The organism is Flavobacterium sp. GW821-FHT12A05, assembly GCF_058807735.1.
In genome coordinates this window covers 58,770-74,155 of sequence record NZ_JBXAQY010000007.1, presented here as the reverse complement: position 1 = coordinate 74,155, position 15,386 = coordinate 58,770, and the positions used below count along the sequence as shown (strand labels likewise).

Sequence of the window (15,386 nt, the reverse complement as noted above, 5' to 3'; positions counted from 1 at the left end):
ATTAAGCAATTAATTCGTATGTTTTTCGTAAAGTATTAAAAATAAGCACGAAGCTGTACATTTCCTGTATGAACCGTATTTCCTGTTTCACTTTTACGCCCCTGATAATTCAAATTAACATCTAAAAACTGGGTAATGTTTTTTTGCAAAAGCAATTTCCAGACTAAATTTTGTCCTTCCTGAAGCCCTTCCAGCATCTGAAAACCTACAGATGAAAATTCATTTCCGGTAAACTTATTTTCATAAAAAGAAAACTCTCCATTTATAGTAACCTTTTTTTCTCCGGCAAACGAAAATGAAGTTCCCAACCTGTTTTGAACCAACGTTTCAAAATTCCCAATTTGATTTTCTTTATTCTGAAACTCATAAAAGAAATCCAGACTCGTGTTTTTTGAAAATAAATAACTGATTTTTGGTGCCAGTTGATAACCTCTTAAATCATAATTCTTTTCGACAAAATTTTCTGAGATTAAATTGGTTTTTATGGTTTTGGTAAAGAAATTAAATAACCAGCTTTTTTGATACAGATGTGTGTATTGCAATTGATGCGAACTGTTTTTGACATTTTGAGAACCAACCGAAAGCAGATTTTTTCCATTATTTACCAAATAAGAATACGTAACCGAATGCTTTTGTTTACCGCGATTGTAAAACAAACTATTTCTGAAACTCGAATTTAAACCCAGAATATTTTCATCTGAAGAATAAAATGGATTCAGTTCTAAACGATCGCCGTTACTGCGAACCTTTCTGTCCATAATAAACGAAGTCTGATTATAGAAATAAGAAAGCAGTTTCTTAAAACCTTTTTCGTTTTGCCATTGCAGCGGATTTAAAACAACCGACTGTGAAAATTTATTTTGATTGGTTTTGATGTAAATCTGGTTCGGTAAAAATATCCGGATGTATTTTGCCTGATCCGGAAAAGCCGCTATTTCAAACTCTTCCAGTTCCTGAATTCCGTTGCCATTATAATCGTTCCAGGTATAAACGCCCTGTCCGGTTGGAACTTCAATATAGGTAAATTCCTGTTGGGCGATGGTTCCGGAACTGGTTTCATAAGCCGTTCCAATCTGCATAAACTGATTAAAAAACTTATCGTTATATAAGATTCTGGAATTCAACGAAGGTTCATTTTTTCGGTTTGAATCTGTAAAATCCAGATTTCGATAACTCGCATAAACGGCCAGATCAGTAGTTTTGTTTTGGATTAATTTTGATTTTAAAAAGTAGGTTTGGGAATTATTTACGTGCTGCAATAAACCATTTTGCAAGCTGTCATTTCTACGCTGTAAATATCCTAACTCGACAAAAACTTTTGTACTGTCGCCACGCCCAACGAAAACACCGTATTCTGAGAATCTTTGGCTTAAAGCCGAAAACTGATTGGTTACTTTATCTTTTTCCTGATTATCTTCAATTTGTAAACTGCCGCCAATCCAGTTTTTACCAAAATGATATTTCGTTCTGGTTTGATTTCGAATGAATTTTGAAGTCGAAGCCGTGGCATCAGAATTTAAAAAACTGCCTTGATTTTCAATTGTCCATTTTTTTAATTTGAATAAAGCCGTTGTCGTATGGCGCGCTCCAGAATAACTTTCGCTAAAATCTAATTTCTCAAACTGATACGAAAACAAACCAATATTTGAGGTTTCTTTTTTAGCAAATAAATCAAAATTGACACCTGTAACCAATAAACTTTGGTTTCCTAAAAGCGTTCCGTTTAAATTCCAGTCGCGGTTAAACTCAATATTATACAAACGTTCAACAGATCTAAAATCTTTTTGAACAAACTGATAATTGGCAAAACCGTCTAAAGTCCAGTCTCGGGTAAAAAGACGTTTTTTAACATTGGTTTTAAAAGCAATTCCCTCGTTGTCAGAATCGTCAATCCCGGAGAATAAGTTTTTATCGTTATTGCTCATTGCGACTTCAAAATCGACCAATGTTTTTTCGTCAGGATTGTATTTTCCTAAAAAAGTGGCAACCTGAATTTTCATTGGCGCAACCAGCTGTACAATAGGCTCGTAATTTCCCTGCGGAACTCCGCCAATAGGCGAAACATATTGGTAAATTCTTTCGACAGAAGTATTATTCTGAATGATATAATTTCCGAGATTATTCCCCATCAAACTAAACTTTACATTATATAGAACATCAACAGAATTGTTGGAATATTCATAAACTTCAACAGCATTTACCAGTATCTTTTTATATAAAATTTTATTTTCAGAATACGTGTCTTCAAATGCCGAAGGTGCTTTCATTAAATTAGTATTATCGCCGGCCTGCGCCAAAATCTGAACTTGCTCCGGAGATAGATTTTGCTGTAACGGCTGGTTTTTCATATCATTTTCAGAATAAATATAACCGCCAAAACTCCAGCTTTTGCTTTCGGTTGTAGCACCAGCGTAAGTCACTAAACGATTGTAATTTCGTTCTGAATATTGATATTCGACATTAATTCTCATTTCGGAAGTAATCGTAAAAAGCGAAGTAAAAACAATTTCTCCCGCATTATAATCAATTACATAATCGTTGTTTTCGCCGCGTTTGAGCAAAACACCATTTACATAAACCCGTTCAGAACCCGAGATAACCAAAACATACAATTCGCCGTTTTGTCCTTTTAGTTTATAAGGCCCCTGATTTCCTTCCTGTCCCGTAAAAGTACTTTTGGCATATTGACCTTTTACAAAAGAAACCGAGGCAAAAACATTGGTTTTGCTTCTCTCCGTATCAAAATCAAAACTGGCAGAAAGTCCCTGAACCTTTTTATTGAAACTCAGAAATTGCGTTTTCCGGTTTTCAAGAAAAACATCTCCGGCGCGAATATTCCAGTCGTCTGTAAAAAGTTCCATGAAAATATTATCAAACTGATCGAGCTTTTGCGAATAACCGCCATCCTGAAGCGGAATATTATTATCCTGAAGCGAAGCCCGCAAACTGATTTTATCTGAAATTTTTCCTGTAATTTGTAAATCTAAGTTGGAGTTTAAAACTGTATTTTGGTTATTACCAATCGTAACACCACGCGTAATACTTCCGGAAGTATTTAAGCCGTCAAACGGCGTAACTTTTTTAGCATTGCTGTTGTCGATTTTGTATAATTTTTCAGAGTTAACATCATTCGTTACCACCTGACTTTCTTTGTAAAGGCCATATTCTTTGGTTAAGAAATCAGGATAATTAAGATAATTGACAATTAAAGTATCAGAAACCGAAGTGAATTTTTCGTTTAAAAGAAGAGTTCCTTTTTGAAAATCAATTTTATAAAAACTCGAATCAACAGGTTGGTTTTTACTATTTAAAAGTTCAAAAAAGCTGGAGTTGATACTCACGTTTTCTAGCCGGATTGTATCTTTTACGGCAATTACTTTTTTTGTTTTGTACAGTGATTCTGTTTCCTGCGCCATAAGCCCAGAATACCAAAACAGCAGCGCAAAAAACAGTAATTTTTTCAACATAAACACATTAACTCTCAAAAATCAAAAGTAGTATTTATAATTGGGAAAACTTCAAGTAGAATATGGATGCTGAATAATGTTTATTTGAATTTGATTTTTTCCTTATAAGCCAATTATGTTGTTATTGAAGTAGTATAAGTTTTTAATGGTCTTACTAAAAAATAATCATGTTTTCGTGAGTATATATTTACAATTTTGTCCTCTATTATATTGAAGGAGAAATTTATATATTATGAATGTGGTTGTTGGTAACAAATTGAAAGAACTTAGAAAGAATAAAAAAATGTCGCAAGAAGAAGTAGCAGATTATCTTCATATATCCCAATCAGCTTATGCAAGAATAGAAAGCGGAGAAAGCAGTTCTTGGGCGACACATATTTTAAAAATTGCTAAAATTTTTGAAATAAATCCAGAGGAATTATTAAAGATCGATGATGAACTAAAAATTAAATCGCCGTTTGATTCCGTTTCTCAATTATCTGAAAAAGTAATAGAACAATATGAAAAGAGAATAAAGGAGTTGAAAAAAGTAATTAAGGATTTAAAGAGAGAACGTAAATCATAAAAGGCTTCATGATCATGAAGCTTTAATTAAAAAATTGTAGAATATTTTTAGTTTTGATTATTTTTTGGGAACCTTATTCCTCGCCTAAGTAATACTAAAAAAAGTATTGCTAATGCAAATGCTACATAAAGTTTTGGGTCAGATTTGTGATCAATCATTTTTTGAATTGATATTTCTCCTCCTTTAAAAAAGAAAACACCAGTCATTATAAGGACAATAATTGGACTCCAAATGTAGTTAAAGATGAAAACCTGATGCTTTTGATTATTTGATTTCATAAAGGTAGAAAAAAGAAGTTTTCTCTAATTTATAGAGTTATCTGTTAATGTCTAATTTTTATTTTTTTTTGGAAATTTCATCCACCAACGAAAAAATAATAGGCTAAGTATTGCCCAGAATAGAGCAAAGTACATTCTTGGATCATTTTTATGAGCAATTATTTTTTCTATAGAAAAAGAATCTCCTTCAAAGAAAAAGCACCAAAACATTAGTATAATGTAAATGAAGCTAATTACGTACTTATTAATGAAATTAAGTATTTTTAGATTATTTGAGGTCATAATTTACTCTATAAATTTTATAATCGTTTCTTCTGAAGTATTTAAAACTAAATTTGGTATAGACTCGTAATCTTCAAATATATAAAGATTTTGCTGATCTGAATCGTACGCAATTATGAAATCATTGTAAAAATCATCGGCAAACATATATTCAATTTCTAAGGTTTGACGTTCCATTGCACAATCTAAGGCCGCCCATGTAAGTTCACCAAGTCCACCAGTAATAGCTCCTTTTGCTGCACCAAATACTGCTCCCGCTACGGCTCCGCTAGCAGTCCCTAATCCGGGGAACGATACAGTTCCTACTGTTGCACCTGTAATCGCTCCACCTACTCCACCAACGATGACACCAGTAACGATAGCTCTCCCTATAGTTTTTCCTTTCTGAGAAAAACAATCGCCAAAACCTGCGCTTTTTCCTGTTTTATTGGTTTGTGATTTGTTTAGAATATTGCCTATTTCATTTGTGGTTTTCTCAATAGTATTGAATATAAAATTTACTTCATTTTTAAAGTCTAATGAAAAATTAGCGGCGTTAAGTAATATTCTTTTTGAATTTAAAAGTTCTATAATTTTATTATCATAACAGTTTGCCATATCTTGATAAAAGCTTAGCATAAATTGACTCTCTAAGTTATTGTAATGTGGTGCTAATACAATTTTAATTGTTGTTTCTTTTGGAATGTTTTTGTTTGTACTGGGTGATTTTGGTTTTATTTTAAAGTATTTTAAATATTGATCCTCAATATTAGATAGGGTTAATTTTTGAAATGTACTAATTTGATTGTCTACTGATTTACTTAAAGCAGTATAATTAATATTTTTTGCGGATTCATTTTTTATAGATTCATCTTTACTGCATGAGTATAAAAGACCAATAAATAAGATTGTAATTAAAAGAATTTTTTTCATCTGATAATAATTTTGCTGATTAATAATTAGTTTAAAAGCAAAATTAGTTGTCTTATTGTCATTGTATTATGCGCATTCAGGGTATTGTAAACCTGAATCTGCATAATTATATAGAATTAAACTATTTTCTCTCGAGAAATCGATCTTTTTTTTAGCTTTGTTCAGGATATAACGAAGTTAAACTATGGATACCGGTAAAGAACTTCTATTCTTTTTTAGTGCATTGGGAACTTTCAACGGATTAATTCTGGGAGTTTATTTTTTCTTTTTTACGAAGAAAAAATACCTGACCAATTATTTCCTTGGAGGACTTTTGTTTGCATTAAGCATTCGGATAGGGAAATCGGTGTTTGTTTATTTTGATCCGGAACTGCCTAAAATGTATTTGCAGTTTGGACTTACAGCTTGTTTTTTTATTGGGCCCTGTTTGTATTATTTTCTAAAATCGGCAGTTGAAGAAGTCAACATAATGCCAAAATCCTGGAAAATGATTTTGTTATTTTGGGCAATTCTAATTTTCGGTATCGGAATACTATATCCGTACCAAACTTATCCAACACTTTGGAGTTTTTATTTAGTCAGAATCATTTATCTTCAATGGTTTGCCTATATCGTTTTTTCGGGGTTTACGATTAAAGTAATTTTAAAGAAAATAGTAAACAGAAAAGAAAAAGCAAGTCCGTCAGAAATTTGGTTTGGATCACTTTTTCTGGGAAATTTTTTATTGTTCCTTTTTTACTTTTTGGCCATTATGGGCGCTTCGGCGGCAACTTATATAGGCGGTGCAGTTGTTTTTTCTTTTATTTTGTATCTGATAATTTCTATTCTTTTATACCGAAAGAAAACGGATGATTTATTTTTATTGAATGGTCAGAAAAATTCCGGTAAAAAAATCGATGCAGCCGAAGCCGTTATTATTGCCGAAAAGTTGGAAAATATAATGAACGAAAAAAGCTTGTTTAAAAACCCAAATTTGAATCTGCAGGATTTGTCTAAGGAAATTAACATTTCAAGTCATCAATTATCGCAGTTTTTAAATAACAATCTGGGAAAGAATTTTACCAGTTTTGTAAACGAATTTAGAATAAACGAAGCGTGTAAAATCATAACTTCAAGTGATAAATTAACTTTAGAAGCTGTGGGTTACGATGTTGGATTTAATTCAAAATCGACATTTTTTGTGGCTTTTAAAAAACATACCGGAACAACGCCTTTAAATTATCAGCTTCAGGCTTTACAAACTTAAGATATGAGTATTGGTAAAGAAATACTATTCTTTTTTGGTGCTTTGGGCGCTTTCAACGGATTTATTCTGAGTCTGTATTTTTTGTTTTTTACGAAGAAAAAATATCTCACAAATCTTTTTCTTGGTGCGTCGTTATTAGCATTGAGTATTAGAATTACCATTACGGTTTTCGTTTATTTCAATAACAATCTGGCTAAAACCTATCTTCAAATTGGTCTTTCGGCTTGTTTGTTAATTGGGCCTCTTTTGTATTATTCGCTTAAATCAGGAATTCAGGGAAATAATCGAACTTCAATAAAATGGAAATGGCATATAGCAATTTGGATCCTCGCAATTCTGTTGGTTGGTTTCCTGTTTCCGTATCAAAACTATTCCGTTTTATGGAACGATTATCTGGTGGCTTTTATATTCTTTCAGTGGTTTTTTTATCTTTTTATTTCAGGTTTTGAAAACTGCGAGTTACTTCAAAAAATAACGCAACGCCATAGTTCAGCTCCATCAGAAAAATGGTTTGGAACACTGTTGTTAGGAAATGTCCTGATCTTTATAAGTTACTTTTTAGGATTTGTCAGAGTTCCATTTGTTTCCTGCATTACCGGAGGATTCGCCTTTACTTTTATTTTGTATTTGATTGTTTTAATTCTTTTATACAGAAAAAGAACCGATGATTTGTTTGTGCTCAACATTCAAAAAGATAAAAAACTAAATGACGAAGAAGCACTGGTTTTATCTCAAAAACTGGAAAAAATCATGATTGAAAAAGCATTGTATAAAAATCCTAATTTGAGCTTAAGAGATTTATCCGAAGAAATAAACCTGTCAAGTCATCAATTATCTCAATTTTTAAATAACAATCTGGGAAAGAATTTTACCAGTTATATAAATGAATTCAGAATTAATAATGCCTGCGAAATTATTACTTCAAACTATAAACTGACTTTAGAATCTGTAGGTTATGATGTTGGATTTAATTCGAAATCGACATTTTTTGCGGCTTTTAAAAAACATACCGGAACAACGCCTTTAAATTATCAGCTTCAGGCTTTATAGCCATAAAATGGAGTGTTAATTTATAAATCCGTACTCCTGATTTCTCTTTCGATTACCTCATTTCGCGATTTAGAGCTGACTTTTGTTACTGCAAAAAGTCAAATCTTAATCATTAAATTTTATGAGGTTTTTAATTCTGGGTCTCGTTTACCTGTATTGTTTTATTTTAAATTCTTTCGTCTCGAACGCGCAGACGATTCTAAAAATTTCCGGAAAAGTTGTCAATAGAAATAGCGAATTGATGATGGGAACGGCAAGTGTTCTGTCTGTTCGGGATTCTTTAGTAATAAAACAGCAGGATTTTTTAGACGGCGTTTTTCAATTATCTGATATTAATCAAAAAGAAGTAATTCTAAAATTGACTTCAGCAGAATTTACAGATCGATTTGTGCGTGTTAATTATTCAGATGCATCAAACATCGATTTAGGAACGATTATAGTTTCAGAAAATAACAATCAGTTAAATGAAGTAGTAGTAAAAAGCCAGCCGTCATTACTTAAATATGGTGCTAATGGAACGATCGATGTTAACGTAACAGGAACAGTTCTGGCAACGAGCAGTTCTGTAAATGAATTGTTGGGCCGGGTTCCGAATGTGGTGGTTTCAGAAGGGCAGATAAGCGTTTTGGGTAAAGGCGAAGCGATTATTTATCTCAACGGAATTTTGATTAATTACGAACGTTTTGCTGCAATTCCGGTTTCGCAGATTGCCAAAATCGAAGTAATTTCAAACCCTTCTTCAAAATATGATGCCGAAGGAAAAGCGGTTGTCAATATTATTACCAAACAAAATATAGAAAACGGAATTCTGGGATCGGCAAGTCAGCATGTGACTGTTTCAAAATTTGCAGGAACAAGCACCAACACGTTTTTTGATTTTAATTATAGCAAAGGAAAATTCTCTTTTATTACCAATTACGGACTCCAGTTAGGCAAAGGGCGGGAATTATTGTACACCACAAGAACACGCCTAAATCCTGACGAATATATGCAGTCTGTATTAACAACCGATTGGCAGAGACAATTTAATAATTACTCGAATTTTGGATTTGGACTTCAATATACTTTTTCTGAAAAAAGCTATATTTCATTGGCCTATAGTGGCAATATTGAAGATTTAGGCGGCGCAGTAAAAAGCAGAAATTCGATTACAAATAATTCCGGGAGTAGTTTTTATGCTACAGATATTGCTAAAAATGATGTTCTGCTCAATCAGTTTATTAATTTGAATTACAATGTCATAACAGATGCCAAAGGATCGTCTTTATTTATAGGAACTCAATATTCTAATTACAACGAAACAATTCGGGATTTTATTGAAGAAAATAGTTTTATTGAAACCGGAGAGGCCAAAAAATATTTGAAAAATAATGTTGGAAACACCATAAATATCGCCGCTGCACAAGCCGATTACTCGAAGAAAATCAGCGAAAATACAAAACTGGAAATGGGAGCCAAGTTCAGTTATGTGACTATAAAATCAGGAACGGATTTTTTTACTGCCGATGCTAATGTGATGAATTTTGAATTGAATGAAGAACTTTCGAGTGATTTTACATACAACGAAAAAATTGCGGCGGCTTATTTTAGTTATGGAACTTCGCTGAATGAAAAAGTTAATTTTTCAGTTGGAGCAAGAGCTGAAAAAACAAGCTATGATTTATATACAAATGTAAACGGAATTCAGAAATTCGATAAAAATTATACCAACTTATTTCCAAATCTACTTTTGAATATGGATATTTCCGAAGACTGGAAAGCGCATTTTTCATATGTTTCCAGAATTACCAGACCCCGATATCAAGCTTTAAATCCGTATGTTATTTATCAGGATCCGTTTACGACAATTGAAGGAAATCCGAATTTACTTCCTGAAAAAACACACGCTTTTGAAATTGGAGCAATGTATAAAAAGTTTGATTTTAAAATTGGTTATACGTATAAAATTGATCCCATTTCTGGTGCCGCTTTAAGGGGAGATACTCCAAACAGCTATATTTTAAGATCACTGAACATCGAAAAAGAACATACTTTTTTTACGTCGCTTTCTAGATCTTTCAATGTTAAATGGTGGAATTCTACCAATACCGTGAGTATGAACTTAAGTAAATCAGTCGATAATTTTTATGAATATGCTTTAGGTCCGGTAAAACCTCAAATTTATTTGTATTCTAATAATACTTTTACGATTCCGGATCTTTTTAAAATTCAATTACTAACCTGGTATCTGGGCGATAAAAGTTACGGATTGCGAAGCGAAAATGCGCGTTCAACCGTAACGCTGGGCATCGAAAGAAACTTTTTTAAAGATGCCTTAAAGCTCAATTTTACAGCAAATGATATCTTTCATAAGTTTATGGTTTCGGGAAATTATGAAGTAGGGCAGACTCAAATTTATTATCATAGAACCTACACTACAAATTATTTTAAGCTGATTGCAACCTATAGTTTTGGCAACTCAAAAAAGACAACTTACAAAAAATCTGAAATTGAACAGAGTGAGAATAATAGGGCGAGATAGGTTGTTTTATTTGTATTCTAAATGCAATGATGTTACTCGTCATGTTTAAATTGATTGTGTTTGAGCTTTCTTTCTGTTTGATATAAAACAATTGCAATACATAACACCAAACCAGCAAATATTGAGCATTCAGTAAATGTTGTACTGCCGTAAATGGTGTATGCTATAACTTGAACAAATAACAAAAATGTCAATAATAGAAGGAAAAGGTTAGTGCTGTATTTTTGTGCGAAATCCCAATTAACTTTATTCTTCATTGAATTAGCTGTCCTGTAACCATATAAAGAATTTATATTTTTTGGCGGAAACAGTTTTGTTGTCAATATTACGAGTAATGTGATAATTACTATTGGATTTTTAAATAAAAGAGCTGTTATTTCCATATTAATATTTAATCTTTTTGAAAACTTTATTTTCAAATTTATATAAAACGGAGAAAACTTACAAGTCTTAACTGTCTATAGAAAATTTATCAAATATTTAAATATAGGCAGAAACTTAAAAAGGCTTCACCAATAAAGTGAAGCCTTTCTAAAATATATTTGAATTGAAATAATTACCTTTTATAAAGCGATATTAATTTAGTTCTTTAGTCACAATCTGCATGGTTTCGCGGCTCACTTGTTTCAATAAAACTTCTTTGTTTTCTTCAACAGTTTGTGCGGCTTGTTCCGTAAAGTGACGAATCGTATATAAGGTTACATTCTGACTGTAATCTACTTTGAATTTTTTCGAAAGAATAGCATTCAAATCATTGAAATTTCCAAATTTATCTTCAACGCAAACAGAGAAACTAATCGCAGAGTTCTGAATTAAGTTTACTTTGATTTTAAATTCATGGAATAAACCAAAAATCTCACTGATGTTTTCTTCCATAATGAAAGAGAAATCAATTGAAGAAAGTGAAATTAAAAGCTGTTCTCTTTTTACGATAAAACATGGATATTGCGGTTCCAAATCAACGCCTTTAGAAACACAAGTTCCTTTTAGTAAAGGGTTAATAAACGATTTTACGTATAACGGAATTTCTTTTTTCTGTAATGGCTGTAGTGTTTTTGGGTGAATTACCGTCGCACCGTAAAAAGCTAACTCAATTGCTTCACGATACGAAATCTGGTTTAACAAACTGGCGTTTTCAAAATAACGCGGGTCAGCATTCATAACTCCCGGAACATCTTTCCAGATCGTTACACTTTCGGCATTTAAGCAGTAAGCAAAAATTCCGGCAGTATAATCAGAACCTTCACGGCCTAAAGTTGTAGTGAAATTATTCTCATCGGCACCAAGGAAACCTTGCGTAATATTTAGGATTTTTCTTGGAACATTTTTGCTGATGTTTTGTTCTGTAATTTCCCAGTCTACTTCGGCATCTCTGTAATTAGCGTTGGTTTTAATGAAATTGCGAACATCCAGCCATTGCGTCTGAATTCCCATGAAATTCATGAAATGACTTAAAATAGTAGTCGAAATTAATTCTCCAAAACTTACAATCTGATCGTAAACAAAATTGTAATTAGGAGATTTATTATGCGCCAGGAAATATTCTAATTCCGAGAATTGCGCTTTTACAGCTGCAAAAACAGCATGGTTTTCGTCTTTAAATAAATCTACAACGATTTGATTGTGATAATTTTTTATTTCCTGCAAAGAGGCATTTAGCTCTGCCGATTTATCAAAATAATTCTTGATTACAACTTCAAGAGCATTTGTGGTTTTTCCCATTGCCGAAACGACCAAAATCACATCTTCATAACCCACTTTTTGTAAAACGTCGTATACGTTTTTAATTCCTTCAGCATCTTTTACTGATGCACCACCAAATTTAAATACTCTCATTATTAATTTTAGATTTTTAATTTTAGATTTCAGATTAAGAAATCTAGTATACTTTTTTTTGCCGCCAATTTCACGAATTAGCACGAATTTAATTAGTGTAAATTTGTGGAATTCGTGGCAAATATATTTTTACAGTTTGTCCAGAAACGAATTAACTCCTTCTTCATCCATTTGCACAACCTGCCATTCTTCAAGAATCTTAGCTCCTGAATTTTCATAGAATTTTACGGCTGGGGTATTCCAGGCAAGCACATTCCATTCTACTCTTCGTACATTATCTCTTTTTCCTTGTTTCATAATTTCGGCATAAAGAGCAGATCCTAATCCCGTTCCTCGCATTTTTTCTTTTACAATTAGATCCTCAAGATGTATTGTTTTTCCCTTCCAGGTAGAATAACGGTAATAGTACAATGCAATTCCTACTATTTCCTTTTCGTTTTCATTTGAATCAATCTCTGCTACAAAAACCTGAAAAAGAGGTTTTTCTCCAAATCCGTCGCGCACTAAATCTTCTTCAGTAATGACAACTGCATCTGGTTCTTTTTCGAATATTGCCAGCTCCTGTATTAATCCCAAAACCGATTTCATGTCTTCAGGATTTCCTTTTCTAATATTCATAATTCCTATTATTAATCACTTATTAGCTAAAAAAGCATTTATTTACAAGGTACTTTTTGCTATTAATTAGCAAATATACAATAGTAGCAAACTAACAAAATAATTTTTAAATCATTCTCACAAAATAAGCGATATTTGTGACTTAAAATTAAAACTATAACGATATAGCAATGGAAGAACGCAATAAAACACTGGGAGAGTTTATTATTGAGAACCAAAAAGCATTTCAGTATTCGTCGGGAGAACTTTCCCGAATTATCAACTCTATACGTTTGGCGGCAAAAGTCGTAAACTATAAAGTTAACCAAGCCGGACTAGTGGATATTATTGGCGCCGCAGGCGAGCAGAATATTCAGGGAGAAGACCAGCAAAAATTAGATGTCTATGCAAACGAAGTATTTATCCAGACGTTAATAAACCGTGAGATTGTCTGTGGTATTGCTTCTGAAGAAAACGACGATTTTATAACTGTTCAGGGGAGCGACAACAGTCATAATAATAAGTACGTGATCTTAATGGATCCGCTTGACGGATCTTCAAACATTGATGTAAATGTTTCTGTGGGAACAATTTTTTCTGTTTTTAGAAGAATTACGCCAATAGGAACTCCGGTAACAAGCGAGGATTTTTTACAACCGGGAATCAATCAAGTTGCAGCAGGCTATGTAATTTATGGAACTTCGACCATGTTAGTTTATACAACCGGTCATGGTGTAAATGGTTTTACGCTAAACCCAGCAATTGGTACATTTTACCTTTCACATCCAAACATGAAATTTCCGGAAAACGGAAATATTTATTCGGTTAATGAAGGAAATTATGTTCATTTTCCGCAGGGAGTAAAAAACTACATTAAATATTGTCAGCGTGAAGAAGAAGACAGACCTTATACTTCTAGATATATAGGAAGTCTGGTAGCTGATTTTCATCGAAATATGATAAAAGGCGGGATTTATTTATATCCAACAAGTTCAAAAGCACCAAAAGGAAAATTACGTTTATTATACGAATGTAATCCAATGGCTTTTATTGCAGAACAAGCCGGAGGAAAAGCAACAGATGGTTTTGGAAGAATTATGGAAATCCAGCCTACAGAACTGCACCAAAGGGTTCCGTTTTTCTGCGGAAGCTATAATATGGTAGAAAAAGCAGAGGAGTTTATGGCGGCTGAGTAACTATTCAGTATTCAGTTTTCAGTCTCAGTTTTCAGTCTCAGTTTTCAGTCTCAGTTTACAGTGGTCAGTTTACAGTGGTCAGTTTTTAGTCGCGGTATTCAGTCTGAATTATAAATAGCAAACCCGACAGGTTTTTAAAACCTGTCGGGTTTATTTTTTGGTTTCAATTAAATTTCAATCTTCGTATAGTACTGTAAACTGCGACTGAATACTAAAAACTGAACACTGAATACTGAACACTATTTGTTCATATTCTCCATTTCGAAAAGGAAAGTATCTAAATCTACTTTTTTATCGACTAGAGACAAGGCTTTTGCTACAATATAATTTACGTTTCCTGGAGTAAATCCAAGAGCTAATCCCATACGGGCTAACATAACTTCCTGCTGATCTCCTAAATGGTGATCTACGTGAACCATTCTTGCTAAATCATATAAACGCTCTAAACGTTGTGTATATAAATAAGGAGGGTTTATTGGGTGTTTCCACGGATCTGCAAGGATTTCTTTGTATTCTTCTTCTGATATTTGTAATGTTGAAGCAATTTTATCTAAAAATTCCTGTTCCTCTGTGCTTATTTTACCGTCAGCAAATGCTACACGCACAATTGCAGAGAAATGACCTCTGTTTCTTTGTTTGAATTCGTTATCAAATAATTCTGAAAATGGCATAATTAAAAGTGTTTTTGTTGAACAAAGATAAATCTTATTTTAATTTAACAATTTTAAAATTCTCATAAATTTAACTTATTTTTACTTGTTGTTTTAAGAAATGACATCACTTATTCTTCAAAATAAATCGTAAGTTTACAACCCCTAATCATTTAATAGTATTACCCGTATGTCACAATTTTGGATTTATTTTCAAATAGGATTAAAGCATGTTTTAGATATTAACGCTTACGATCACGTTCTTTTTTTAATTGCATTAACTGTTCCATATTCTTTTAAAGATTGGAAACGTATTTTGCTTTTGGTTTCGGTTTTTACAATCGGTCATACCTTGGCGTTAATACTTTCTGTTTTCGGAATAATTGCTATAAAAGTAAACATTGTCGAATTTTTAATTCCAATTACGATCTTGATCACGGCTTTGTTTCATCTTTTTACGGCAGGAAAAGCAACTAAAAATGATGGAATAAATTTAATATTTTTTGTGACTTTGTTCTTTGGAATCATACACGGACTTGGATTTTCGAACTATTTTAAAACCATTTTAGGAGGTTCGCCAAGTTCAAAATTATTGCCTTTAGGAGAATTCGCTTTAGGAATTGAAGCGGCACAATTGGTGGTTGTTTTTGTAGTTTTGGTAATCTCATATATTGTACAAACAGTATTTCGTTTTTCAAAACGCGATTGGGCACTGGTAATGTCAGCTTTTATTATTGGAGTTGTAATTCCGATGATTATTGAAAGTCCAATTTGGAACAGATAAAA

General features: G+C 32.6%; 12 protein-coding genes. 6 read left to right on the top strand and 6 right to left on the bottom strand.

What is annotated here, in order from left to right:
• Window positions 1–35: 35 nt before the first annotated feature.
• A complete protein-coding gene (locus AC1RRQ_RS16795; protein ID WP_493024183.1) occupies window positions 36–3,467 on the bottom strand; it encodes a DUF8818 domain-containing protein in 3,432 nt (1,143 codons plus the stop codon).
• A gap of 232 nt (window positions 3,468–3,699) precedes the next feature.
• Between AC1RRQ_RS16795 and AC1RRQ_RS16790 the strand changes: the two genes are divergently transcribed.
• A complete protein-coding gene (locus AC1RRQ_RS16790; RefSeq protein ID WP_493024182.1) occupies window positions 3,700–4,032 on the top strand; it encodes a helix-turn-helix domain-containing protein in 333 nt (110 codons plus the stop codon).
• A gap of 563 nt (window positions 4,033–4,595) precedes the next feature.
• Here the strand turns inward: AC1RRQ_RS16790 and AC1RRQ_RS16785 are convergent.
• A complete protein-coding gene (locus AC1RRQ_RS16785; protein WP_493024181.1) occupies window positions 4,596–5,504 on the bottom strand; it encodes a hypothetical protein in 909 nt (302 codons plus the stop codon).
• 184 nt (window positions 5,505–5,688) lie between these two features.
• On the opposite strand from AC1RRQ_RS16785, the gene AC1RRQ_RS16780 reads away from it, so the two are divergent.
• The 3 genes from AC1RRQ_RS16780 (at window position 5,689) to AC1RRQ_RS16770 (ending at window position 10,321) form a co-directional block, all read left to right on the top strand.
• Window positions 5,689–6,750, top strand: a complete 1,062-nt coding sequence (locus AC1RRQ_RS16780) for a helix-turn-helix domain-containing protein (RefSeq protein ID WP_493024180.1) — start codon at window positions 5,689–5,691, stop codon at window positions 6,748–6,750.
• Between the two features lie 3 nt (window positions 6,751–6,753).
• A complete protein-coding gene (locus AC1RRQ_RS16775; RefSeq protein ID WP_493024179.1) occupies window positions 6,754–7,800 on the top strand; it encodes a helix-turn-helix domain-containing protein in 1,047 nt (348 codons plus the stop codon).
• Between the two features lie 121 nt (window positions 7,801–7,921).
• Window positions 7,922–10,321, top strand: coding sequence for a TonB-dependent receptor (locus AC1RRQ_RS16770; RefSeq protein WP_493024178.1), 2,400 nt, complete (start codon window positions 7,922–7,924; stop codon window positions 10,319–10,321).
• 32 nt (window positions 10,322–10,353) lie between these two features.
• On the opposite strand, the gene AC1RRQ_RS16765 is transcribed toward AC1RRQ_RS16770, so the two are convergent.
• The 3 genes from AC1RRQ_RS16765 to AC1RRQ_RS16755 all read right to left on the bottom strand — a co-directional run bounded on the left by AC1RRQ_RS16765 (window position 10,354) and on the right by AC1RRQ_RS16755 (window position 12,775).
• Window positions 10,354–10,704, bottom strand: a complete 351-nt coding sequence (locus AC1RRQ_RS16765) for an SdpI family protein (protein WP_493024177.1) — start codon at window positions 10,702–10,704, stop codon at window positions 10,354–10,356.
• Between the two features lie 193 nt (window positions 10,705–10,897).
• Window positions 10,898–12,157 carry an aspartate kinase gene (locus tag AC1RRQ_RS16760; RefSeq protein WP_493024176.1) on the bottom strand — a complete coding sequence of 420 codons (1,260 nt, stop codon included), beginning with the start codon at window positions 12,155–12,157 and terminating at the stop codon, window positions 10,898–10,900.
• 129 nt (window positions 12,158–12,286) lie between these two features.
• Window positions 12,287–12,775, bottom strand: coding sequence for a GNAT family N-acetyltransferase (locus AC1RRQ_RS16755; protein ID WP_493024175.1), 489 nt, complete (start codon window positions 12,773–12,775; stop codon window positions 12,287–12,289).
• A gap of 170 nt (window positions 12,776–12,945) precedes the next feature.
• Between AC1RRQ_RS16755 and fbp the strand changes: the two genes are divergently transcribed.
• The gene (gene fbp / locus AC1RRQ_RS16750; RefSeq protein WP_493024174.1) at window positions 12,946–13,950 is read left to right on the top strand and encodes a class 1 fructose-bisphosphatase; all 1,005 of its coding nucleotides are present in this window, start codon (window positions 12,946–12,948) and stop codon (window positions 13,948–13,950) included.
• A gap of 239 nt (window positions 13,951–14,189) precedes the next feature.
• On the opposite strand, the gene AC1RRQ_RS16745 is transcribed toward fbp, so the two are convergent.
• Entirely contained in the window at window positions 14,190–14,621 is a 432-nt protein-coding gene (locus AC1RRQ_RS16745) for a TerB family tellurite resistance protein (RefSeq protein WP_493024173.1), read from the bottom strand.
• Window positions 14,622–14,790: 169 nt separating this feature from the next.
• Here AC1RRQ_RS16745 and AC1RRQ_RS16740 point away from each other — a divergent pair, with 169 nt between their 5' ends.
• The gene (locus AC1RRQ_RS16740; RefSeq protein ID WP_071635344.1) at window positions 14,791–15,384 is read left to right on the top strand and encodes a HupE/UreJ family protein; all 594 of its coding nucleotides are present in this window, start codon (window positions 14,791–14,793) and stop codon (window positions 15,382–15,384) included.
• Window positions 15,385–15,386 lie beyond the last annotated feature (2 nt).

Bases quoted from the DNA above. Each gene is read 5' to 3' on its own strand.
- AC1RRQ_RS16795 (WP_493024183.1), bottom strand. From the start codon at position 3,467: ATGTTGAAAAAATTACTGTTTTTTGCGCTGCTGTTTTGGTATTCTGGG.
- AC1RRQ_RS16790 (WP_493024182.1), top strand. From the start codon at position 3,700: ATGAATGTGGTTGTTGGTAACAAATTGAAAGAACTTAGAAAGAATAAA.
- AC1RRQ_RS16785 (WP_493024181.1), bottom strand. From the start codon at position 5,504: ATGAAAAAAATTCTTTTAATTACAATCTTATTTATTGGTCTTTTATAC.
- AC1RRQ_RS16780 (WP_493024180.1), top strand. From the start codon at position 5,689: ATGGATACCGGTAAAGAACTTCTATTCTTTTTTAGTGCATTGGGAACT.
- AC1RRQ_RS16775 (WP_493024179.1), top strand. From the start codon at position 6,754: ATGAGTATTGGTAAAGAAATACTATTCTTTTTTGGTGCTTTGGGCGCT.
- AC1RRQ_RS16770 (WP_493024178.1), top strand. From the start codon at position 7,922: ATGAGGTTTTTAATTCTGGGTCTCGTTTACCTGTATTGTTTTATTTTA.
- AC1RRQ_RS16765 (WP_493024177.1), bottom strand. From the start codon at position 10,704: ATGGAAATAACAGCTCTTTTATTTAAAAATCCAATAGTAATTATCACA.
- AC1RRQ_RS16760 (WP_493024176.1), bottom strand. From the start codon at position 12,157: ATGAGAGTATTTAAATTTGGTGGTGCATCAGTAAAAGATGCTGAAGGA.
- AC1RRQ_RS16755 (WP_493024175.1), bottom strand. From the start codon at position 12,775: ATGAATATTAGAAAAGGAAATCCTGAAGACATGAAATCGGTTTTGGGA.
- fbp (WP_493024174.1), top strand. From the start codon at position 12,946: ATGGAAGAACGCAATAAAACACTGGGAGAGTTTATTATTGAGAACCAA.
- AC1RRQ_RS16745 (WP_493024173.1), bottom strand. From the start codon at position 14,621: ATGCCATTTTCAGAATTATTTGATAACGAATTCAAACAAAGAAACAGA.
- AC1RRQ_RS16740 (WP_071635344.1), top strand. From the start codon at position 14,791: ATGTCACAATTTTGGATTTATTTTCAAATAGGATTAAAGCATGTTTTA.